This is a genomic window from Pseudomonas sp. B40(2017) (genome assembly GCF_002112855.1).
In the GTDB taxonomy this organism is placed as follows: domain Bacteria; phylum Pseudomonadota; class Gammaproteobacteria; order Pseudomonadales; family Pseudomonadaceae; genus Aquipseudomonas; species Aquipseudomonas pharyngis.
This window is the reverse complement of sequence record NZ_NEIT01000003.1, coordinates 235,135-254,592: the sequence shown is the minus strand read 5'-3', so window position 1 is coordinate 254,592 and position 19,458 is coordinate 235,135. Positions and strand designations below refer to the sequence as shown.

At 60.3% G+C, this 19,458-nt stretch carries 20 protein-coding genes; all 20 read right to left on the bottom strand.

Annotated features, from left to right (window positions below; translation table 11 throughout):
* Positions 1 to 46 precede the first annotated feature (46 nt).
* The gene (locus CAF76_RS08585; protein WP_007951942.1) at positions 47 to 394 is read right to left on the bottom strand and encodes an Hpt domain-containing protein; all 348 of its coding nucleotides are present in this window, start codon (positions 392 to 394) and stop codon (positions 47 to 49) included.
* A gap of 30 nt (positions 395 to 424) precedes the next feature.
* Positions 425 to 2,128, bottom strand: a complete 1,704-nt coding sequence (locus CAF76_RS08580) for a fused response regulator/phosphatase (protein ID WP_085648523.1) — start codon at positions 2,126 to 2,128, stop codon at positions 425 to 427.
* Positions 2,129 to 2,133: 5 nt separating this feature from the next.
* A complete protein-coding gene (locus tag CAF76_RS08575; RefSeq protein WP_039765597.1) occupies positions 2,134 to 2,439 on the bottom strand; it encodes an STAS domain-containing protein in 306 nt (101 codons plus the stop codon).
* Between the two features lie 101 nt (positions 2,440 to 2,540).
* Positions 2,541 to 2,990 carry a flagellar export protein FliJ gene (gene fliJ, locus CAF76_RS08570; protein WP_039765596.1) on the bottom strand — a complete coding sequence of 150 codons (450 nt, stop codon included), beginning with the start codon at positions 2,988 to 2,990 and terminating at the stop codon, positions 2,541 to 2,543.
* Positions 2,991 to 2,996: 6 nt separating this feature from the next.
* On the bottom strand, positions 2,997 to 4,355 hold the full coding sequence (gene fliI, locus CAF76_RS08565; RefSeq protein ID WP_085648524.1) for a flagellar protein export ATPase FliI: 1,359 nt from the start codon (positions 4,353 to 4,355) through the stop codon (positions 2,997 to 2,999).
* Positions 4,345 to 5,151: a flagellar assembly protein FliH gene (fliH, locus tag CAF76_RS08560; protein ID WP_085648525.1), complete on the bottom strand. Its 807-nt coding sequence runs from the start codon at positions 5,149 to 5,151 to the stop codon at positions 4,345 to 4,347. Before fliH ends, fliI begins: the two co-directional genes overlap by 11 nt.
* Positions 5,152 to 5,155: 4 nt before the next feature.
* Positions 5,156 to 6,175 (bottom strand): flagellar motor switch protein FliG, encoded by a 1,020-nt coding sequence (fliG, locus tag CAF76_RS08555; RefSeq protein ID WP_007958288.1) that lies wholly within the window; start codon positions 6,173 to 6,175, stop codon positions 5,156 to 5,158.
* Positions 6,168 to 7,955 (bottom strand): flagellar basal-body MS-ring/collar protein FliF, encoded by a 1,788-nt coding sequence (gene fliF / locus CAF76_RS08550; protein WP_007958290.1) that lies wholly within the window; start codon positions 7,953 to 7,955, stop codon positions 6,168 to 6,170. The genes fliG and fliF overlap by 8 nt, the downstream gene beginning before the upstream one ends.
* A gap of 15 nt (positions 7,956 to 7,970) precedes the next feature.
* Positions 7,971 to 8,300 (bottom strand): flagellar hook-basal body complex protein FliE, encoded by a 330-nt coding sequence (fliE, locus tag CAF76_RS08545; protein WP_011333048.1) that lies wholly within the window; start codon positions 8,298 to 8,300, stop codon positions 7,971 to 7,973.
* Positions 8,301 to 8,428: 128 nt separating this feature from the next.
* Positions 8,429 to 9,820 (bottom strand): sigma-54 dependent transcriptional regulator, encoded by a 1,392-nt coding sequence (locus CAF76_RS08540; RefSeq protein WP_085648526.1) that lies wholly within the window; start codon positions 9,818 to 9,820, stop codon positions 8,429 to 8,431.
* Between the two features lie 5 nt (positions 9,821 to 9,825).
* The gene (locus tag CAF76_RS08535) at positions 9,826 to 11,037 is read right to left on the bottom strand and encodes a PAS domain-containing sensor histidine kinase (RefSeq protein ID WP_039765586.1); all 1,212 of its coding nucleotides are present in this window, start codon (positions 11,035 to 11,037) and stop codon (positions 9,826 to 9,828) included.
* Between the two features lie 110 nt (positions 11,038 to 11,147).
* Complete coding sequence (locus CAF76_RS08530; RefSeq protein WP_039765583.1) at positions 11,148 to 12,623, bottom strand: sigma-54 dependent transcriptional regulator; 1,476 nt, start codon at positions 12,621 to 12,623, stop codon at positions 11,148 to 11,150.
* Between the two features lie 172 nt (positions 12,624 to 12,795).
* Positions 12,796 to 13,092: a hypothetical protein gene (locus CAF76_RS08525; RefSeq protein ID WP_039765621.1), complete on the bottom strand. Its 297-nt coding sequence runs from the start codon at positions 13,090 to 13,092 to the stop codon at positions 12,796 to 12,798.
* A 10-nt stretch (positions 13,093 to 13,102) separates the two neighbouring features.
* The gene (fliS, locus tag CAF76_RS08520) at positions 13,103 to 13,501 is read right to left on the bottom strand and encodes a flagellar export chaperone FliS (protein ID WP_064594357.1); all 399 of its coding nucleotides are present in this window, start codon (positions 13,499 to 13,501) and stop codon (positions 13,103 to 13,105) included.
* Between the two features lie 129 nt (positions 13,502 to 13,630).
* Positions 13,631 to 15,097, bottom strand: a complete 1,467-nt coding sequence (gene fliD / locus CAF76_RS08515; protein ID WP_064594352.1) for a flagellar filament capping protein FliD — start codon at positions 15,095 to 15,097, stop codon at positions 13,631 to 13,633.
* Between the two features lie 80 nt (positions 15,098 to 15,177).
* A complete protein-coding gene (locus CAF76_RS08510) occupies positions 15,178 to 15,534 on the bottom strand; it encodes a flagellar protein FlaG (RefSeq protein WP_064594351.1) in 357 nt (118 codons plus the stop codon).
* A 71-nt stretch (positions 15,535 to 15,605) separates the two neighbouring features.
* Positions 15,606 to 16,457 (bottom strand): flagellin domain-containing protein, encoded by an 852-nt coding sequence (locus CAF76_RS08505; RefSeq protein WP_064594348.1) that lies wholly within the window; start codon positions 16,455 to 16,457, stop codon positions 15,606 to 15,608.
* A gap of 243 nt (positions 16,458 to 16,700) precedes the next feature.
* The gene (locus CAF76_RS08500) at positions 16,701 to 16,967 is read right to left on the bottom strand and encodes a hypothetical protein (protein ID WP_085648527.1); all 267 of its coding nucleotides are present in this window, start codon (positions 16,965 to 16,967) and stop codon (positions 16,701 to 16,703) included.
* On the bottom strand, positions 16,964 to 18,256 hold the full coding sequence (locus tag CAF76_RS08495; RefSeq protein WP_085648528.1) for a motility associated factor glycosyltransferase family protein: 1,293 nt from the start codon (positions 18,254 to 18,256) through the stop codon (positions 16,964 to 16,966). Before CAF76_RS08495 ends, CAF76_RS08500 begins: the two co-directional genes overlap by 4 nt.
* 86 nt (positions 18,257 to 18,342) lie before the next feature.
* Positions 18,343 to 19,269, bottom strand: coding sequence for a ketoacyl-ACP synthase III (locus tag CAF76_RS08490; RefSeq protein WP_085611535.1), 927 nt, complete (start codon positions 19,267 to 19,269; stop codon positions 18,343 to 18,345).
* Positions 19,270 to 19,458 lie beyond the last annotated feature (189 nt).

Genomic DNA, 19,458 nt, shown 5'->3' with positions numbered 1-19,458 from the left:
CGGGCCAGTTTCGTCAGAAATCCGACAAAACCGCCCGGCGGCAGGATCAGTGCGTCAGCGAGCGCTGTCGCTCGGCGACATAAACGGGCCGCACATCGGCGAATTCGCTATGAATATCGGCGACCAGTTTGATGATTTCAGAAGGGCTTTTGTCTTTGGCATGCTGTTCCAGCTCCTGGCACAGCACGGCAAGACGGGTCGCCCCCATGTTGCTGCTGCTGCCCTTGAAGCTGTGCGCAACGGAAGACAATGCGTCGGCATCGGCAGTCTGCTGCAACTCCCGCAGGCGATTTTCGGAATCGGCAAGAAAGGTATCCAGCAGTTCCGGATAGCTGTCTTCCATCACTTCCCGCAGCGCGCTCAGCGCCTCGTGGTCCACATGTGTATCAGCCACTTGTTCACTCCCTGATCAAGAATGCGCGGATTATGCCAGAGCCTCCCAGAAAAACTCCACGCGGGCACTGCGACCATCGTCTGACCAACTGGCATTTCGGGCCAATTGCCGGACCAGACTGACACCGCGCCCCGACAGACGGACATCGTCGAGCGGCCGCTCCATCACGCGCGCGACGTCAAATCCCTGGCCGCTGTCCTCGACTCGCACCACCAGACAACCGCCCTCACCTTCCGGCCGCACCTGCAAATGCACCCGCACATAACCGTCCTGCAGGGCCTCGAGGCGCGCATTGCGCTGCTCGTAATAATGGGCGAAACCCGAAGCATCGCGCTTGAGGCTCGAGTCCAGGCCCAGTACACCATGCTCCAGCGCATTGGAATAAAGCTCGGCCAGCACGCTGTACAACGCGCCACTCTGCGCCCGCAATCCATGCACTTCCAGCAGCAACTGCAACAGGTAAGGCAACGGATTGAAGCGCTTGAGCGTGGCACCGCGAAATTCGAAGCTCACTGACCAGTCCAGCGGACAGGACTGGCCGCTGTCGGAATACACCGGCGCCGATGGATTGATCTGCTCGGCCTCCAGCAGGCTGACCTCGACCATGCTCACATCGTCCCGGGCCTCACCGCGAAAGTCCTGCAGCGCCTGCTCGATGTCCTCGAACAGCCGATCCGGCTGGCGATTGGCGGCGAACACCTTGTGCAGGCGCTCGACACCGAACAGCTGATCGTTGGCATCGCAGGTGTCGATGACCCCGTCCGAGAGCAGGAACACCCGGTCGCCCACCGCCATCGGGTGAACCTCGGTGCGATCATCGAAAGTCTGCGGGCTGAGCACCCCCAGCGGCAGGTGGCGTGCCGCCAGCGGCGTGCGCTCCCCGGTGGCGAGGCAATGCAGATAGCCGTCGGGCATGCCGCCGTTCCAGACCTCCACCGAGCGCCGCTGAAAACTCAGGCACAACAGCGTCGCGCAGCAGAACATGTCCACCGGCAGGATGCGCTTGAGCTTGGCGTTCATTTCCCGCAGGGTTTCGGCCAGACCGTAACCCTTGGCCGTCATGCCATAGAACACCTCGGCAAGCGGCATGGCGCCGACCGCCGCCGGCAAACCGTGACCGGTGAAGTCACCGAGCAACACATGCATGTCGCCGGCCGGGGTGTACGCGGCCAACAGCAGATCGCCGTTGAACAGCGCATAGGGTGATTGCAGGTAACGGATGTTCGGTGCGCTCAGGCAACCGGAATGCGCGACCTTGTCGAACACGGCCTTGGCGACCCGTTGCTCGTTGAGCAGATAGTCGTGGTGTTTGGCGATCAGGTCGCGCTGTTGAAGAACCGTGGCCTGTAAACGTCGCAAGCGATCCATCGCCTTGATTTTGGCGGCGAGGATCACCTGGTTGTACGGCTTCGCCAGAAAGTCGTCACCGCCGGCTTCAAGACAACGGGCCAGCGCTTCACTTTCCGTCAGCGAGGTGAGGAAGATGATCGGCACCAGGCTTTCACCCGCCAGCTTCTTGATCTGCCGTGCAGCTTCGAACCCGTCCATCACCGGCATCATGGCGTCCATCAATACCAGATGCGGCTTTTGCCGGATAAATGCCTCGACCGCCTCCCCACCGTGGGTGGCCGTCAGCACTTCATGCCCCTGACGACGGACAATGGTCGACAACAACAGCCGGTCGGCGGCGCTGTCTTCGGCGATCAGGATCGTCAGCGGCTCTAGCGGCTGCATGGCCGTCAACTGATGTCGAACAGTTTGTCGAAGTTGGAGATGGCGAGAATCTTGCGCACATCCGAATTGCTGTTGACCACCCGCACATCCGAGTCGTCACCGCCGGCGTGATCACGCAACAGAAGCAACATGCCCAGGGCCGAACTGTCGAGATAGGTGGCATCCTTGAGATCCACCACGATGGAGTCAGGCTTTTTAGTGAGCCGCTCGTAGGACTCGCGAAATTCCTGATGGCGACCGAAGTCGAATCGGCCCTTGACGGAAATCGTCAACTTTTGCCCATCCGCAGACACTTCTGTAACGACTGACATGTACTGGCTTCCTTGTCATTGACGAACCTGTACAAGGTTTAGCACTTGGAGGGGCCATGGGCAAGGCGCGATGGCGTTGGGATTTGTGCGAGATCCGCCCGTCAAAACACCTCGTGCCGCGGCAAACGCTGGGACAACTCGTCCAGCAGCTTCTGTTCGCGCTTGTCTTCGGCACGCTGGGCTTCGTCGCGGTAGCGTTGTACAAGTTTGCGCAGGCCTTCGACCCGAGCGAATGCCTGTTGCCAGGCGTCACGGGCCTTGTCCAGGTTGTTCTGGTGCCATTGCAGGCTCTGGCGCTGCTGATCGACGGCGGTGTCGAGTTGTGCCAGGAAGCCCTGAAAACCCAGCAGCCATTGGCCGGTCACGCCGGTGCTGCCGCGCACGATCCACTGCTGCGAATAATCCAGACGAAAGGCGTTGAGGTCGGCGAGTTTGCTCTCGGCGACTTTCACCTGCCCCTGAAAGTAACCCAGGCGTTGCACGGCGGTTTTCTCGGCCTTCTCGGCCATGTCCACCACCGGCGCCAGACGCGCGGCTCGACTCAGGGCCATGACCGGTTACCCGCCGGCCGCCGGGGCGAAAATCGTTTCGAGGTACGCCTCGCTTTCACCCAGGCTGATTTTGTCGTTGAGCCCCTGACGCAGGTATCTGACCAGTTGCGGTTGCAGATTGATGGCAAGGTCCGTCTCGCGGTCACCGCCAGCGACATAGGCGCCGACGCTGATCAGGTCGCGGCTCTGTTGATAGCGTGACCACAGCTGTTTGAAGTATTGCGCGCGCTGCATGTGTTCCGGCGCCACGACTGCAGGCATCACCCGGCTGATCGAGGCTTCGATATCGATGGCCGGGTAATGCCCTTCCTCGGCCAGCCGCCGGGACAGCACGATGTGCCCGTCAAGTACACCCCGCGCAGAGTCGGCAATCGGGTCCTGCTGGTCATCGCCCTCGGACAGCACGGTATAGAACGCTGTGATCGAACCACCGCCCTTCTCCGCGTTACCGGCACGCTCCACCAGTTTCGGCAGTTTGGCGAATACCGACGGCGGATAACCCTTGGTCGCCGGCGGCTCACCGATGGCCAGGGCAATTTCCCGCTGGGCCTGGGCGAAACGGGTCAGGGAATCCATCAGCAACAGGACGTTCTTGCCCTTGTCGCGGAAATATTCGGCGATCCGCGTGCAGTACATCGCCGCACGTAAACGCATCAGCGGCGCATCGTCCGCAGGCGACGCCACCACCACGGAACGCTTGAGGCCTTCTTCACCGAGGATGTGCTCGATGAACTCTTTAACTTCTCGACCCCGCTCACCGATCAGGCCGACGACGATAATGTCGGCCTCGGTGAAGCGGGTCATCATGCCCAGCAACACCGACTTACCGACACCGGTACCGGCGAACAGACCCAGACGCTGACCGCGACCGACCGTCAACAAACCGTTGATGCTACGAATGCCGACATCCAGCGGCACGCTGATCGGGTCTCGGTTGAGCGGGTTGATCGTCGGGCCGTCCATCGGCACCCAGTCTTCGGCTTTCATACCGCCCTTGCCGTCCAGCGCACGTCCGGCGCCGTCCAGCACGCGACCGAGCATGCTCATCCCCATCGGCAGGCGACCGGTGTCGGCCAGCGGCACCACGCGGGCGCCCGGGGCAATGCCGGCCACACTGCCGACCGGCATCAGGAACACCTTGCTGCCGGAGAAGCCCATGACTTCGGCTTCAACCTGGGACGGGTGATAGGTGTCGTCGTTGATCACCATGCAGCGGGTGCCCATGGCGGCGCGCAGGCCTTCGGCTTCGAGCGTCAGGCCGACCATGCGCAGCAGGCGACCTTCGAGAATCGGCGCACCGGCGACTTCGGTGGCCTCGGCGTAAGTGCTCAGGCGCTTGGCGAAACTGGTGCGTTCAAGGCGCATCGGGGGCGTCCGCGAGCGGCTCGTCAGCGACCGGTGCCGGTTTCGGCGTTTCCGGTAAGTCGAGGCTCAGGTCCGGTGCGGCCGGGTGCAGGGCCTGCTCGTGCAACTGGTCGAACAGCTTGGCCATGACCTGGCTGACACGGGTTTCGATACTGGCGTCGATCCGGCTGTGCTCGGTCTCGACCCGGCAACCGCCCGGCAGCAGGGTTTCGTCCTCGACGATGCGCCAGGTTTCCTCATGACGTTCGCGCAGGGCTTTGACCTGTTCGAAATCCTGCGGATTGACGTACAGCCGCACATTGCCCACACCCAGCGGCAACAGCTTGAGTGCGTCGCGCATGACGTGTTCGATCTGCGTCGAGTCGATGGCCAGTTCGCGCTGAATCACCTGACGGGCGATGTGCTGCACGAGGTCGACCAGCGACTTTTCGATCTGGGTGTCTTGCTCGGCAATAGGCTCGAACAGGTGCGCCATCAGTTGCTCAAGGCTGTCGACCTTGGCCGTCAGGACCACTTCGGCTTCCTGGCGCACCTTGAGGGTGGCGCTGTGAAAGCCTTCCTTTTCACCGATGGCGAAGCCCTCGTTGTAGGCCTCCTGACGGATGCTTTCGAGCTCTTCGAGGGTCAGTGGCTGGACTTCCTCCAGCGGCACTTCTTCCATTTCCGGCGGTTCGGGCTCCGGTTCCGGCTCGGGTTCCGGTGCCGGCGGATCGAAGCTCGGGATTGCCCAGGTTTCGAAACCGCGGACGTCCCGGGCACGGATCAGGTCCGTCACATCGTCGTCATGCTTGTCCATGGGCTTAAATCATTTCCTCGCCGCCCTTGCCACCGAGCACAATTTCTCCGGCTTCGGCCATACGGCGGGCGATGGTGAGGATTTCCTTCTGCGCGGTCTCCACGTCGCTGACGCGCACCGGGCCCTTGGCCTCGAGGTCGTCGCGCAGCAGTTCGGCGGCACGCTTGGACATGTTCTTGAAGATCTTCTCCTTGACGCCTTCGTCCGAACCCTTGAGGGCCAGCACCAGCACATCGGAAGAGACTTCGCGCAACAGCGCCTGGATACCGCGGTCGTCGACATCGGCCAGGTTGTTGAACACGAACATGAGGTCTTCGATCTGACCGGACAGGTCTTCGTCGACTTCGCGGATCGAGTCCATGAGCTGGCCTTCGATCGAGCTGTCGAGGAAGTTCATGATGTCCGCCGCCCGCTTGATGCCACCCAGGGTGGTGCGCGAAGCGTTCGAGTTGCCGGAGAACTGCTTCTCGAGGATCTGGTTCAATTCTTTCAGTGCGGCCGGCTGCACGGTGTTCAACGACGAGACGCGCAGGATGATGTCCAGACGCACCTTGTGGTCGAAGTTGCCCAGCACTTCACCGGCCTGATCCGGATCGAGGTACGCGACCACGATCGCCTGGATCTGCGGGTGCTCGTAACGGATCACGTCGGCTACGGCGCGCGGCTCCATCCATTTCAGGCTGTCGAGGCCACTGGTGTTGCCGCCCAGCAGAATGCGGTCGATCAGGCCGTTGGCCTTGTCTTCACCCAGGGCCTGGGTGAGCATTTTGCGCACGTAGTCGTCGGAGCCGACGCCCAGGCTGGTCTGGTCGCCGACGATGTCGACGAACTCGCTCATGACCTGCTCGACCTGCTCACGGTGGACGTTGCCCATCTGGGCCATGGCCACGCCGACCCGCTGGACCTCTTTGGGGCCCATGTGGCGCAGCACTTGTGCGGCATCGGTCGAACCCAGGGACAGCAGCAGAATCGCGGCTTTATCGACCCGGGACAGTTTGGCGACGGCGGCTCGGTTATCACTCATCTGCGTTAATCCACTCTTTCACGACCTGGGCCACACGACCCGGGTCTTCTGCCACCAGACTCTTGATTGCGTTCAACTGAGCGTCATAACCCTCGCTCGGGCTCGGCAGCAGGATGCTGGTCGGGCCGCCGAGGCTGACGCGATCGTTGGACAGTTCACCGTCCAGACCGCCCATGCCACCGAGTTCCATGTCGCCGCCCAGACCGGCCAGCTCCTTGCTTTTGCCGCCACCGGTGATGTTGTTGAGCACCGGACGCAGCACACCGAACACCAGCACCAGGATGAACAACACGCCCAGCACTTGTTTGACGATGTCCCAGAACCATGGCTGGGAGTAGAACGGAATGTCGGCGATCACTTCGCCGCGTTCGGCGGAGAACGGCATGTTGATCACGCTGACGCTGTCGCCACGGCTGGCGTCGAAGCCGACGGCGTCCTGTACCAGACGGGTGAAGCGCGCCAATTCGTCGGCGCTCCACGGCGCGCGAGTCGTTTCGCCGTTGGCCGGGTTGATCTTGACCTGATCGTCCACCACCACCGACACCGACAGGCGATTCAGGCGACCCTGCTGCTGTTTGGTGTGGCTGATGGAACGGTCGAGCTCGAAGTTCTTGGTGGATTGTTGACGCTTGTCCGCCGGATACGGCGCGAGCATCGGCTGGCCGGTGGCCGGGTCCATGATCTGCTGACCGTTGGCATCAACCAGTGGCTGACCTGGCTGCACCATGCTCGCCGGGGCGGCTGCGCCACCGGTGGTCTGCGGCGCCGAAGCCGGCGAAGGTGGCTGGTTGCTCAAGGCACCCGGCACACCTTGTGGGCCATTGCTGGCGGTGCGTTGTTCGTTGACCGACTGTTCGCTGCGCAGGGCCGGTTGATCCGGGTTGAACTGCTCGGCAGTCGACTCGACGGCACTGAAATCGACGTCGGCCGAGACTTCAGCCTTGTAGCGATCGTTGCCCAGTACCGGTTGCAGAATATTGTGCACGCGCTGGGTGAGCATGCTTTCCATGCGGCGGCTGTAGTCGAACTGCTTGCCGGCCATGGTCATTTCGGAGTTTTCCGCCTGATCCGACAGCAGGTTGCCCTTCTGGTCGACGACGGTGATCTGCGATTTGCTCAGCTCGGGAACGGAGGTTGCTACCAGGTTGATGATGGCAACGACCTGACCTGGCTCCAGCGAACGACCGGAGTACAGCTCGACCAGTACCGAAGCGCTTGGCTTGCGCTCGTCACGCACGAACACCGAACTTTTCGGGATCGCCAGGTGAACGCGCGCGCCCTTGACGTTGTTCAGGCTGGAGATGGTGCGGGCCAGTTCGCCTTCGAGGCCGCGACGATAACGGGTCGCTTCCATGAACTGGCTGGTGCCCAGACCCTGTTCCTTGTCGAGGATTTCAAAACCGATGTTGCCGTCGCTGGGAGTGACACCAGCGGCCGCGAGCTTGAGCCGCGCACGGGACAGGTCATCGGCCTTGACCAGCAAGGCGCCGGAATTCGGTTCGACGGTGTAGGGAATGTCGGCGGAGGCCAGGGTGTCCATGACCTGCTTGGCGTCCATGCCGGCAAGGCTGCCGTACAGAGGCCGGTAGTCCGGTTGCTGCGACCACAGCACCACGGCAAAGCCAATCGCCACGCTCGCGGCCAGGCCGACCAACAGGCCCACCTGACGCAGCACGGTCATCTCGGAGAGGTTTTCCAGGAAGGACAGGCCGAACAGCGGCGGTTTGCCGTCTATCGGGGTGGCCTTGGCCGGAACGTTATCGGCGACTGCTTCTGCCATGACTCAATCTCGTCCTTAAACCGGCATCTGCATGATGTCTTGATAAGCCTGAACCAGCTTGTTGCGCACCTGGGTCAGGGCCTGGAACGATACGCTGGCTTTCTGCGAGGCAATCATCACGTCCGTCAGATCGACGCCGCTCTTGCCGATCTCGAACGCGTTGGCCAATTGGCTCGATGCCTGCTGGGTATCGTTCACTTTGTTGATGGCTTGACCGAGCATGTCGGAAAAGTTGCTGCCTGCCACTTCCGGGACAGCGGAAGTCGATTTCGGCTTCGACATGGCGTCCATTTGCATGGCCTTCATGTCCATCATCAACCGATTAAATTCAATACCTTGGCTCATGGTCTACTCTCTTGGGCGGCCCGCAATTTTTTGACACTCACTCGGCGGGTACTCAGGTGTTAGCAACAACGGTGCCAGCTCATGGGCACCGCTTTCAGAAAAGCCGTTTCAAACGTTTGCGCCACCCGTCAGGTGGCGAACAGGTAGCCTTCGACATCCATGCCCGCATCGCGCATTTGCGCCAGTTTGTAACGCAGGGTGCGCGGGCTGATGCCGAGTTTTTCGGCGGCTTCCTTGCGTCGACCGCGCTCGGTACGCAGGGTGTCGATGATCATCTGGAACTCGCGACGACGCAGGTCATCGCCCAGTGCACCGGCCGAATCGGCCTCGATTTCGACTTCACGAATGACCGGCGTAACCGGCACTGCCGCTGGCAACGGGGCGAACAGCGCAGGCCCGGAGAGACAGAAATCCTGCGGCTGGATCAACCCGCCCTGCTGCAGAATCAAGGCCCGCTGGATCGCGTTATCCAGCTCGCGCACATTGCCCGGCCACGGATAACCGATCAGGCACGCTTGCGCCTCGGGCGAGAACTTCGCCATCGCATGCTTCATTTTATTGACGTGTTTGGCCAACAGACGCTCGGCCAGCGGCAGGATATCGGCGGTGCGCTCGCGCAACGGACGCCAGGCCAGCGGAAATACCGACAGACGATAATAGAGGTCTTCACGGAAGCGCCCCGCCGCCACTTCGCCGGCCAGATCACGGTTGGTGGTCGCTACCACGCGAATATCGAGAGTGATCGGCTTGCGGGCGCCGACCCGCTCCACTTCCCGCTCCTGCAACACCCGCAGCAGTTTGGCTTGCAGGCCGAGGGGCATTTCGGAAATTTCATCGAGCAGAATGGTGCCGCCGTCCGCCTGTTCGAACTTGCCGGCCTGGGCCGCGATAGCGCCGGTGAACGAGCCTTTCTCGTGGCCGAACAGGGTGGCTTCGAGCATGTTGTCCGGGATCGCCGCGCAGTTGATCGCAATGAACGGCTGACTGGCACGATGGGATTGCTGGTGAATGTAACGCGCCAATACTTCCTTGCCGGTACCGGACTCGCCGGAAATCAGCACGGTGGAATCACTGCGCGCGACCCGCGCTGCCAGATCCAGCAATTGAGCACTGGCGGGCTCGACCGCGACCGGCCCTTCGGCATCACTGACGCCAAGGCTGCCCAAGGCGTGACGGGCTACCAGATCCAGCAGAGCCTTGGGCTCGAACGGCTTGACCAGATAATCCGCCGCGCCTTGACGCATCGCATCGACCGCGCGCTCGACTGCACCATGCGCGGTCATCAGCAGCACCGGCAATTGCGGTTGCCGCGCGCGCAGCAGGCCGAGCAATTGATGGCCGTCCATGCCCGGCATGTTGACGTCACTGACCACCAGACTGAACGCTTCGCGCTCGACCGCGTTCAGCGCCTCTTCGGCCGAACCCACCGCGTGATAGTCGTGACCGGCCAGCAGCAGCGTATCGGCCAGCGCTTCGCGCAACGAGCGGTCGTCCTCGACCAGCAGAACCTTGATGCCCATGACCTTCACTCAGCTCCCTGAACAGCAGAAAACAACGGCAGAATGACCTGCGCGCACGTACCGCGCCCGACCCGCGAACGCAGCTGCAATTCTCCCTGATGCGCACGCGCCACGGCCTTGACCACGGTCAGGCCCAGGCCGGTCCCGGTAACTTTGGTGGTGAAAAACGGCTCGCCCAGCCGCGCCAGCACCGCCGCATCAATACCGCTGCCGCTGTCGCTGACACACAAACGCAAGGTGTTGTCGCGGGTATAGCAATGAACCTTCAGACGCACCTCACCGGCACTCGCCTGAATCGCGTTTTCAATCAGATTGAGCAGCGCCCCGACCAGCGTGTCGCGATTGCACAGCAACTCGCCGGCATGGCTGTCGCATTGCCAGCGGATCGGCAGATCCTGCACATGGGTCAGCGCCGCGGCCTGCAACGACTGCATCAAGGCATTCGGCGTGACACGGTCGGTCAGCGGCAGCTCGCCACGGGCGAAGACCAGCATGTCGCGCACCTGATGCTCGAGCTCGTGCAGACGCTCCTTGAGGCGACCGGCAAAACGCTGCTGGGTCGCGACCGGCAGTTCCTGCTCGGTCAAATGACTGGCGTACAGCAACGCGGCAGACAACGGTGTGCGGATCTGGTGAGCCAGCGACGCGACCATCCGCCCCAGGGACGAGAGGCGCTCGTGGCGCGCCAGCTGATCCTGCAAGTGACGGGTTTCAGTCAGGTCGTTGAGCAGCACCAACTGCCCAGGCTCGGCATCCAGCGAGCGGGTGGCAATCGACAGGCGTCGACCGTTTTTCAAGGAAATTTCGTGACCGTCATCTTCACGGGGCGCGAAGCAACGGGTGATGACATGGCGCCACAGCTCGCCTTCCAGCGGCAGACCGAGCAATTCGATGGCGGCAGGATTGGCCTCGCACACAATGCCGTGGCCGTCGATGACGATGACGCCACCGGGCAACAGGTCGAGGAGGTTTTGCAGACGGTTGGCCAGGCGTTCTTTTTCCGCCAGTTCCTGCATGCGCTGGGCACTGACCACGGCCAGCTCGCCCTTGAGCTCGGTGACCCGGGCTTCGAGCATGCTGTAGGAGTCGGTCAACTGGCTGGACATCTGGTTGAACAGGGCGAATGCCTGCTCAAGCCCCTGGCGGCTCGCCTGCTCTACGGACGGCAGTTGCCCCGAGGACTCGGGAACAGAAGACATCTGGGAGGCTTGGGGCATTGTGCTTTCTCGCTTGGCTGACCGTCAGTGAAACGGAACGTTGCGAGGGACATAGCAATACCCGTGCCTAAAAAAAACCGCTTATAAATGAAGCAGTTGAAAAACAGGCGTCAATCATCCGCCTGTTCATCACCTTCACGACGGCTCATGCCGTACTTGCGCATCTTCTCCACCAGCGTGGTGCGGCGAATACGCAGGCGCTCGGCGGCGCGAGCCACGATACCATTGGCATCGTCCAGTGCCTGCTGGATCAGGCCCTGCTCCAGACCACCGAGGTAGTCCTTCAGATCCAGACCTTCCGGCGGCAACAGGGCGTTGGCGCTGAAGTCCGGCGTATGGCCGTTGATCGCCACGCGCTCTTCCAGGTCGCTGCGCAGGCTGTCGACCATTTGCTCGTCTTCGTCGTCGACGTAGCGGAATTTCTTCGGCAACTCGACCACGCCGATCACCCCGTACGGGTGCATGATCGCCATGCGCTCCACCAGGTTGGCCAGTTCGCGGACGTTGCCCGGCCAGCCGTGGCGGCACAGGGACATGATTGCGGCGGAGTTGAAGCGGATCGAACCGCGCTTCTCGTGCTCCATGCGCGAGATCAGCTCGTTCATCAGCAGCGGAATGTCTTCGACGCGCTCACGCAGCGGCGCCATCTCGATCGGGAACACGTTCAGGCGGTAGTAGAGATCTTCGCGGAAGGTGCCGATCTCGATCATGCTTTCGAGATTCTTGTGGGTCGCGGCGATGATGCGCACGTCGACGCTCTGGGTTTTGTTGCTGCCCACGCGCTCGAAGGTGCGCTCCTGCAGCACGCGCAGCAGCTTGACCTGCATCGGCAGCGGCATGTCGCCGATTTCGTCGAGGAACAGCGTACCGCCGTTGGCCAGCTCGAAGCGGCCGGCACGGCTGGTGATCGCGCCGGTGAAGGCGCCCTTCTCATGACCGAACAGTTCGCTTTCCAGCAACTCGGCCGGGATCGCCCCGCAGTTGACCGGTACGAACGGCGCGTCGCGACGCTTGGAGTGGTAATGCAGATTGCGCGCAACCACTTCCTTGCCGGTACCGGACTCGCCGAGGATCAGTACGCTGGCGTCGGTGTCGGCCACTTGCTGCATCATCTGACGCACGTGCTGGATCGCGCGACTGGTGCCGACGAGGCTGCGGAACAGGTTGGGTTCGCGATGCCGGCCACGCTCACGGGCCTGGTCGTACATTTCGCGATAGACCTGAGCACGGTGCAGGGAGTCCAGCAGTTTGCTGTAGCTCGGTGGCATTTCGAGGGTCGAAAGTACCCGGCGGCGTTGGTCTTCGGGCAGGTCCACCGAAGAATTATCGCCCATCAGCAAAACCGGAAGGAACTCATCCCAGGTTGAGAGTGTCTTTAGCAAGCCCAAAAGCGCACCAGGAGCATTAACCGTCCCGATCAGTACGCAAATGACCTCACGACTAGACGACAAAGAGCCGACTGCCTGCTGCCAGTCATGGCTTCCGCAGGGTAAATTTTCTTCGCCAAGAAAATTTAAGATCACCGCCAGGTCGCGGCGGCGGACGCTATCGTCATCGATCAGCAGAATTTTGGTTTCACGCCACATGCAATAGCAACTTCCCTAGTCAACTCAATGCCCAAAATGAGGGGCAAGCGAGACGCTTGCAGGACACCTTGTGCCTGTAGACGCCTGAAATCTGAAAACAGCCACTAGTTAAGTCAAAAAACCGTGCACAGTCAAATTTATGGCGCACATGTCTGGATTAACTGGGGGTTAATTAACCAAACAGATGGTAAACCTTTGCCGCGTTCTGCGCTTGGGTGATCTGCGACATCTCGTCGACTATCGCCTGACGCTCACCCATCGCCACTTCCAGAAGCTGCTTGTAGACATGCAGCAACTCTTCCAGATTATCGCGCAACGCGACCTCGTCCACCGAGGCTTCACTCAAGACATCTTCCATGCAGGAACGGCAATCGAGGTCCAATTGACCGATGGCTTCCCAGTTGCGCTCGGCCAGGGCACCGACCAGCGCTACTCGGGTTTCTTCGATTCGCTGCAAAACAAGACTCATGGTGATCTCCTCAGAACTGCGGAGCGGGCGCAGGTGCGATCGCATCCCAGCCTTCCTTGACGGTGCTCAGCAAGCCGGCAACCTCATCAAGAATGCGCGGATCGCTGCTGATGTTCGCCTCGGCGAGACGCTTCATCATGTAGATATAAAGACCGTCCAGATCAGCCAGCGTATCGGCAGACTTTTCCAGATCCAGACCTTCACGCAAGCCGCTGACGATGCCGATGGCCTTGCTGATCGCCGTGCACTTGGCGGCAATGTCCTTGCGCTCGATGGCGCCCTTTGCCTGAGCGATACGGTCCAGACCACCTTCCATCAGCATTTGCACCAGACGGTGGGGACTCGCTTCGGACGTCTGGGCCTGAGCGCCGACTTTCTGGTATTGCCGAAGGGCCAACATCGGATTCATGTTCTACCTCATTTGCAACTATGACTCGTATGAGCAGTGTATCGCCTGCAAGCCAGAAAACTTTAGACCATAAGACAAAAACCCGGCACACGCTCGAAAGCGTAGCCGGGTTTTTGTCGCTATTACATGTTACTTCGCAGACTGCTGGGCGTTCAGCGAACTGAAGAACGACGTAATGTTGCTCGCCGTCGCTTTCATCTGCCCTACCAGCAAGTCCATGGCGTTGTACTTAGCAGTCAACGTCTTGGTCAGGTTGGCGACACGCAGGTCCAGAGCCAACTGCTGGGACGTAATGTTGCGCGTATTGTTGTTCAGGATAGTCAGGCGCTGATCCAGCAGACCGGTGGTGGTCTTGCCATCAGCCGAAGCCTTGAGATATGGGTCAACCGCCTTGCTCATGCGCGCCAACAGACCATTGGTGTCGTTGGTGCCAGTGAACATCTCCTGGACTTTGCCGCTCATGCCCGGCGTAGACATGGCCTTGTTGAACGCAGTCGTGTCGAACGTCAGGTTACCGGTGTTGCGGTCGGTCATGACGCCCAGCTGCGAGAGATAAGCAATCGGACTGCCAGCAGTCGCACTCGGGGCCGTAATCTGCCCGCGGATATCGGCAATCAAGGAACGCGCCAGCGAGTCGCCAGTGAACGCCGCCTGAACGGTCAGCTTGCCATCTTCGTCCGGCGTCGCCTTGGACAACGAATCGATGGTGTTTTTCAAGGTATTGTAGGCATCGACGAACGCCTGAACCGACGTCTGCAATCCCTTGGTGTTACCGTCGACAGTCACTGTGACAGGTGTCGAGGGTGGATCACCGGCACTGACCGTCGTCAGATTCATCGTCAGGCCACTGATGGCGCCGGTGACCGTGTTGCTCTTGCTGGTCACCGCCAGGCCGTCAATGGTCAGCGACGCGTCCTGAGCAAGGCCGTTGACCGCGCCAGAAGCGCCGGCGGCCGGGTTGGTGCCCATGGTCTGGGTGCCGTCGATTTCCAGACCGGCAATGCCGCTGACTTTCATGTCGGAGCCGGCGCCGGTCTTGCTCGAACTGATCACCAGGCGCGAAGCACCCGAGCTGTCGGTTACGATGTTGGCGGAAATACCATTGACGGCCTGAGCCGAGTTGATCGCATCCCGGGTGCTCTGCAAGGTCGCATTGGCCGGGATCGTGACATTGTAATCAGTGCCATTCTGACTGATTTTCAGGGTACCACTCGGAATGGCACTGGCAGCACCGCCGGCAAAGGATGCACTGGCTATTTTCGAGCCGGTGGCCAGCTTATTCACTACAACACTATAAGTACCCGAGACTGCAGTGTTATCCGCAGAAACACCCAACACGGCCGGAGTACCCGAAGTCGCCGTGTAACCCGCAAATGCTGGATTGGTCTTGCTGCCCAGGTTGGTCATCGCCGTCTGGAATGCGGTCAGCGCACTCTTCAACGTGCCGATACCGGAAATCTTCAGCGTGTTGGTTTTGGTGGCGTTGTCGATCTGCGTCTGCTTCGGCGACTTGTCGGCATTGACCAGTGCTGTAACGATCGCACCGATGTCCAGGCCGGAACCCAGGCCCGAACCCGGTAAAATTGGACTTGCCATGTGCTTCTCCCTTGGGTTGTTGCCAGTCTTTTGACCACTACTTGCGTCTAAAGAACTTCAAACACTATTCATGCCAGTTATCAGACTTTGGCGTCGAACAACACGTGACTCGCGTTGGCCAGACTATCTGCCAGCTTGAGTGCTTCTGCGGAAGGGATCTGTCGTACGACCTCGCCCGTCTCGCTTGCGATCACCTTGACAATCACCTTGCCGGAATGCTCATCGATCGAGAACTCCAGATTGCGCTTGATCGACTGAACGAATTTCTCGATCTCCTGCACCGCCAGCTTCAGCTTGGTTTCATCTGATTCCTGGCTCTTTTTCGAGGCAGGAACAGCATCAACGGTCTGAGGCTTGGTTTCCGACGGTTTGTCGGTAACGGTATTGGCTGGCTTGGGAGCCGGATAAGACACGTTAAGCTTGACGCTCATGTCCATGCTCATCACCTCATAACGTAAAAAGCGAGAGAGCACGCAAGCGCACTCCCCCGCTAAAACTCATTCCGAAATTACTGAAGCAGCTTCAGTACAGCGGAAGGCAGTTGGTTGGCTTGAGCCAGAACAGAGGTCGAAGCCTGTTGCAGGGTTTGCTGCTTGGTCAGGTTAGCAGTCTCTGCGGCGAAGTCGGTATCTTGTACGCGACCTTGTGCAGCAGTGGTGTTCTCGGTGATGTTCTGCAAGTTCTGGATGGTGCTGGTCAGACGGTTTTGCGAAGCACCCAGAGCGGCGCGAGTGGCGTTGATGTTCGCAATTGCAGCGTCGATCGCGGTGATCGCGTTGTCGATGTTCGAAGCGGCGGCTGCGGAAGTAGCACCGGTCAGAACAACAGTACCGCTACCTACCGACAGGCTGACGGCGTCGAACTTGCCGCTAAGTACCAGGTCGATGTGGTTGGCGGAGCCAGTGTTGGCGCCAACTTGCAGAGTTACAGTACCAGCCGAACCGTCCAGCAGGTTTTTGCCGTTCAGGTTGGTAGCAGCCGAGATACGGGTGATTTCGTCAGACATCTGAGCGAATTCAGCGTTGGTTGCGGTCTGGTCAGCAGTGCCGTTGGTACCGTTACGAGCTTTAACAGCCAGTTCACGCATACGCTGCAGGATGTCGGTCGAAGCTTGCAGAGCGCCTTCAGCGGTCTGGGCAACGGAGATACCGTCGTTGGCGTTCTGGATCGCCTGGGTGTTACCACGGATCTGCGAGGACATACGGGTAGCGATTTGCAGGCCGGCGGCGTCGTCTTTAGCGCTGTTGATTTTCAGGCCGGAAGACAGGCGCTGCATCGAAGTCGACAGAGCGTCGGAAGCGCGGTTCAGGTTTTTCTGAACGTTCAACGACGTGGTGTTGGTGTTTACTGTTAAAGCCATGACGAATTCCTCGTTGGTTGGGTACTGCGGCTTCCGGCCCTGGCAACCGCCGGGTATGGCCTAGAGAACCTTCGTAATAGTTATCGTCGGGTTTGCAGGTTGCTTGAGGGCTTTTTTGAAAAAATTTGCCATCACCCTGCCACCCCCTAGAAAACAAAGACTTAGCAGCACTTTACCTTCGAAAAAATGACGTCATAAAACCGTCCGTGGCGCAAACCGGCGGGCCAGCGCCTTCGCTCCTCTTCAGGCGGACGATTCTTCCAGCAATTGAATCAACTCGTACTCCATGAAATCGGCAAGACCCAGCCAGTCCTGACGCTCCTGACACGCGAGCATTTGCGTGAGCAACTGCGCCCAGACTCGCTGCGTCTGCGCGCCGGCCAACAGCAATGACTGCTGCGCGCCCTCAAACACATCGACCATGGTCAACGCGGCCTCGACATCACGCCCCAAGCGGAACAGCCCGGCGCACTGGTGGCATTCATCTACCCATGATTGCAGCGCAGTCATTGCACGAACTCCTGATTGAAACCCGTCCCGGCAATCTGTGCCCCCGCGCGGCTGCTATTGAAAAACGCCACCTGCGGCTGACTGGCGATGTATCGCTCCAGCACGCACAGATAGCCGCGAAAATTGAGCTGGGTACTGACGCGCTGGCCATACCCGTCACGCACCCAGTGCCGCGCCTGATTCACCGACGGCCCCAGGTCACCGTCATTCCAGCCGGCATGGGTCTTATTCATCGGGAAGGCAAAATCGGCACCGAACAGCGTGATGCGTGCAGCGCCCATCTTCACCGCCAGGTCCACGGCCGGGTGAATCACACTGCCACCCACATGCAGCAGCGCCCTCGGGTGCTGCTCACGCAATGCCGCGTAGACCGGACTGGCCGAATAGCCACCATAACGCTTGCCCTTCCAGGCCCTCAGCACCTCAGGATCACTCATGGGCAGATACACCAGCGGGATGCCGTCGGATTCCTCGAATGGCAAATGCCGGAAGCTGATGCGCTGATCGATACTCACCACATAGTCGGGCACGATCCCGTGCTCGCGCAGCGGCCGGTACGCGGTATCGACACAAATGATCAACGGACGCCCGGCCCGCTCGCGGATCGCGGCCAGACGTTCGAAATGCTGTTCCAGCGTCGGGCCGGTGCCGATCACATAGATCTCCCGACCGGCACAGGTGCCGAACAGCGTTGCCACATCATCGTCAGCCAGCACTACCGGCAAACAGTCCTGCAGACGCTGTTGAATGAACGGTGACTGCGGATCGAATTCACGATTGTTGAAGCTCAGGTGCACTTCGCTGACCAGCCGATCGCGGATCTTCGCGTTGAAGTCATCGGCCAGCAACATCTCGGCAGGCAATGCGAAGAACGGCGTGCAGATGTCGGACAGGTCGCCGGCGTAGAGCAATTCAACTCGCGGGTCCTGCAACCACTCCCGTTGATCGAGCAATTGCAGCACCAGGGCAAACAGCGCGCCGTTGAGGATGTGCACATACAAGCGCTCGAGCCCGGTGCGCTCCAGCAGCACCGTGGGCAAGTCCCCGAGGCCGGTGCCGTAGACATGCAGTTGCGGTTTGTCCGCTGGCAGGGTGGCAGCCTGAATCTGCGCCTCGCGGACACGGTCATGCCGGCTGGTGAGCTGAATGCCGCCAATGCTCAGCGTCGAGCCCAGCCCCTGCGTCAGCTCAGCCTCGATCGCCGAACTGTCTTCGTTCAGCAATCGTGCGAACAGCGCCGGCCAGCGTCGCTCGACGACTTCAGCATTGGCCTGGAAAAACTCACTCATGGCGCCTCGCGCTCCCTTCAGGCAAAAAAATAGCGTTCAAGGTTAACCCTTGAACGCTATTTTTGTATCCGCCGTTTTTATCCGATTCAAGGACGATAAATGATCGCCGAACCCCACGACAGACCGACGCCGAAACCACTGATCGCGATGCGGTTCCAATCGGAATCCATCACGTGTTTTTCCAGCAGCAGCGGCACACTGGACGACACGGTGTTGCCGGTCTCGACCATGTCCTTGATGAACTTCTCCGGCTCGCCTTCGAAGCGCCGTGCCACGGCGTCGACAATCGCCGCACTGCCCTGGTGAATGCAGAAGGCATCGATGTCATCGGCCTTCAGGCCGGAATCGTCGAGCAGTTCGTGCAGATGCGCAGGCACCTTGAGCAGTGCGAAGTTGAACACCTGACGGCCGTTCATGAAGAACACTCCATCGGTGACTTTCAAGTGCGGTGCGCCGGAACCGTCAGTGCCGAACTTGGCCTTGCCCAGCGCCCAGACCGGGTCTTCGCCCATCCAGGTGGCAGTGGCGGCATCGCCGAACAGCATGGTGGTGTTGCGGTCTTCCGGATCGACGATCTTCGAATACGGGTCGGCGGTGATCAACAGACCATTCTTCAGGCCGGCGGCTTCCATGAAGCCTTTGATCGCATAGATGCCGTAGACGTAACCGGAGCAGCCCAGGGAAATATCGAACGCCGCGACATTGGTCGGCAGGCCGAGTTTGTCCTGGACGATGGCCGCGGTGTGCGGCAGGCCTTCTTCGTCACCGTTCTGGGTGACGACGATCAGCGCATCGATGGATTCACGTTTCAGTTCAGGGTTGTTGGCAAACAGCGCATTGGCCGCTTCAACGCACAGATCGGAGGTTTCCTGTTCCGCGTCTTTGCGTGGGAGGAAGGCCGAACCGATCTTGCCGAGGATGAATTCTTCATCCTTCTCGAATTTTGCACCTTGTGCGTAATTGTCCACGCCGGCTACAGGAACGTAGCTCGCAATGCTTTTTATGCCAATCATTACGGCTTCCCAATAATAAACAGCCCAATACCACCGCTCGCAAGGATTCGAGGGGCGCCGACAAACAGAAAACGGCCGCCACAACGGGCAGCCACGGGGAGCGCAAAGGGCTATCACTGGAACCGAAAACGGGCCAGGCGCCATCTCCCCGGTCATTACAATACAGTGAAGATGCGCGTTATGACTCGC

What these genes read in the sequence shown, in the direction of transcription:
- CAF76_RS08525 (WP_039765621.1), bottom strand. Translation starts at nt 13,092, where the DNA reads ATGAGTCTTGTTTTGCAGCGAATCGAAGAAACCCGAGTAGCGCTGGTC.
- fliS (WP_064594357.1), bottom strand. Translation starts at nt 13,501, where the DNA reads ATGAATCCGATGTTGGCCCTTCGGCAATACCAGAAAGTCGGCGCTCAG.
- CAF76_RS08575 (WP_039765597.1), bottom strand. Translation starts at nt 2,439, where the DNA reads ATGTCAGTCGTTACAGAAGTGTCTGCGGATGGGCAAAAGTTGACGATT.
- CAF76_RS08510 (WP_064594351.1), bottom strand. Translation starts at nt 15,534, where the DNA reads ATGGACATGAGCGTCAAGCTTAACGTGTCTTATCCGGCTCCCAAGCCA.
- CAF76_RS08580 (WP_085648523.1), bottom strand. Translation starts at nt 2,128, where the DNA reads ATGCAGCCGCTAGAGCCGCTGACGATCCTGATCGCCGAAGACAGCGCC.
- CAF76_RS08540 (WP_085648526.1), bottom strand. Translation starts at nt 9,820, where the DNA reads ATGGGCATCAAGGTTCTGCTGGTCGAGGACGACCGCTCGTTGCGCGAA.
- fliF (WP_007958290.1), bottom strand. Translation starts at nt 7,955, where the DNA reads ATGGCAGAAGCAGTCGCCGATAACGTTCCGGCCAAGGCCACCCCGATA.
- CAF76_RS08500 (WP_085648527.1), bottom strand. Translation starts at nt 16,967, where the DNA reads ATGACTGCGCTGCAATCATGGGTAGATGAATGCCACCAGTGCGCCGGG.
- fliE (WP_011333048.1), bottom strand. Translation starts at nt 8,300, where the DNA reads ATGAGCCAAGGTATTGAATTTAATCGGTTGATGATGGACATGAAGGCC.
- CAF76_RS08505 (WP_064594348.1), bottom strand. Translation starts at nt 16,457, where the DNA reads ATGGCTTTAACAGTAAACACCAACACCACGTCGTTGAACGTTCAGAAA.
- CAF76_RS08495 (WP_085648528.1), bottom strand. Translation starts at nt 18,256, where the DNA reads ATGAGTGAGTTTTTCCAGGCCAATGCTGAAGTCGTCGAGCGACGCTGG.
- CAF76_RS08535 (WP_039765586.1), bottom strand. Translation starts at nt 11,037, where the DNA reads ATGCCCCAAGCCTCCCAGATGTCTTCTGTTCCCGAGTCCTCGGGGCAA.
- CAF76_RS08530 (WP_039765583.1), bottom strand. Translation starts at nt 12,623, where the DNA reads ATGTGGCGTGAAACCAAAATTCTGCTGATCGATGACGATAGCGTCCGC.
- CAF76_RS08490 (WP_085611535.1), bottom strand. Translation starts at nt 19,269, where the DNA reads ATGATTGGCATAAAAAGCATTGCGAGCTACGTTCCTGTAGCCGGCGTG.
- fliI (WP_085648524.1), bottom strand. Translation starts at nt 4,355, where the DNA reads ATGCGCCTTGAACGCACCAGTTTCGCCAAGCGCCTGAGCACTTACGCC.
- fliG (WP_007958288.1), bottom strand. Translation starts at nt 6,175, where the DNA reads ATGAGTGATAACCGAGCCGCCGTCGCCAAACTGTCCCGGGTCGATAAA.
- fliH (WP_085648525.1), bottom strand. Translation starts at nt 5,151, where the DNA reads ATGGACAAGCATGACGACGATGTGACGGACCTGATCCGTGCCCGGGAC.
- fliJ (WP_039765596.1), bottom strand. Translation starts at nt 2,990, where the DNA reads ATGGCCCTGAGTCGAGCCGCGCGTCTGGCGCCGGTGGTGGACATGGCC.
- fliD (WP_064594352.1), bottom strand. Translation starts at nt 15,097, where the DNA reads ATGGCAAGTCCAATTTTACCGGGTTCGGGCCTGGGTTCCGGCCTGGAC.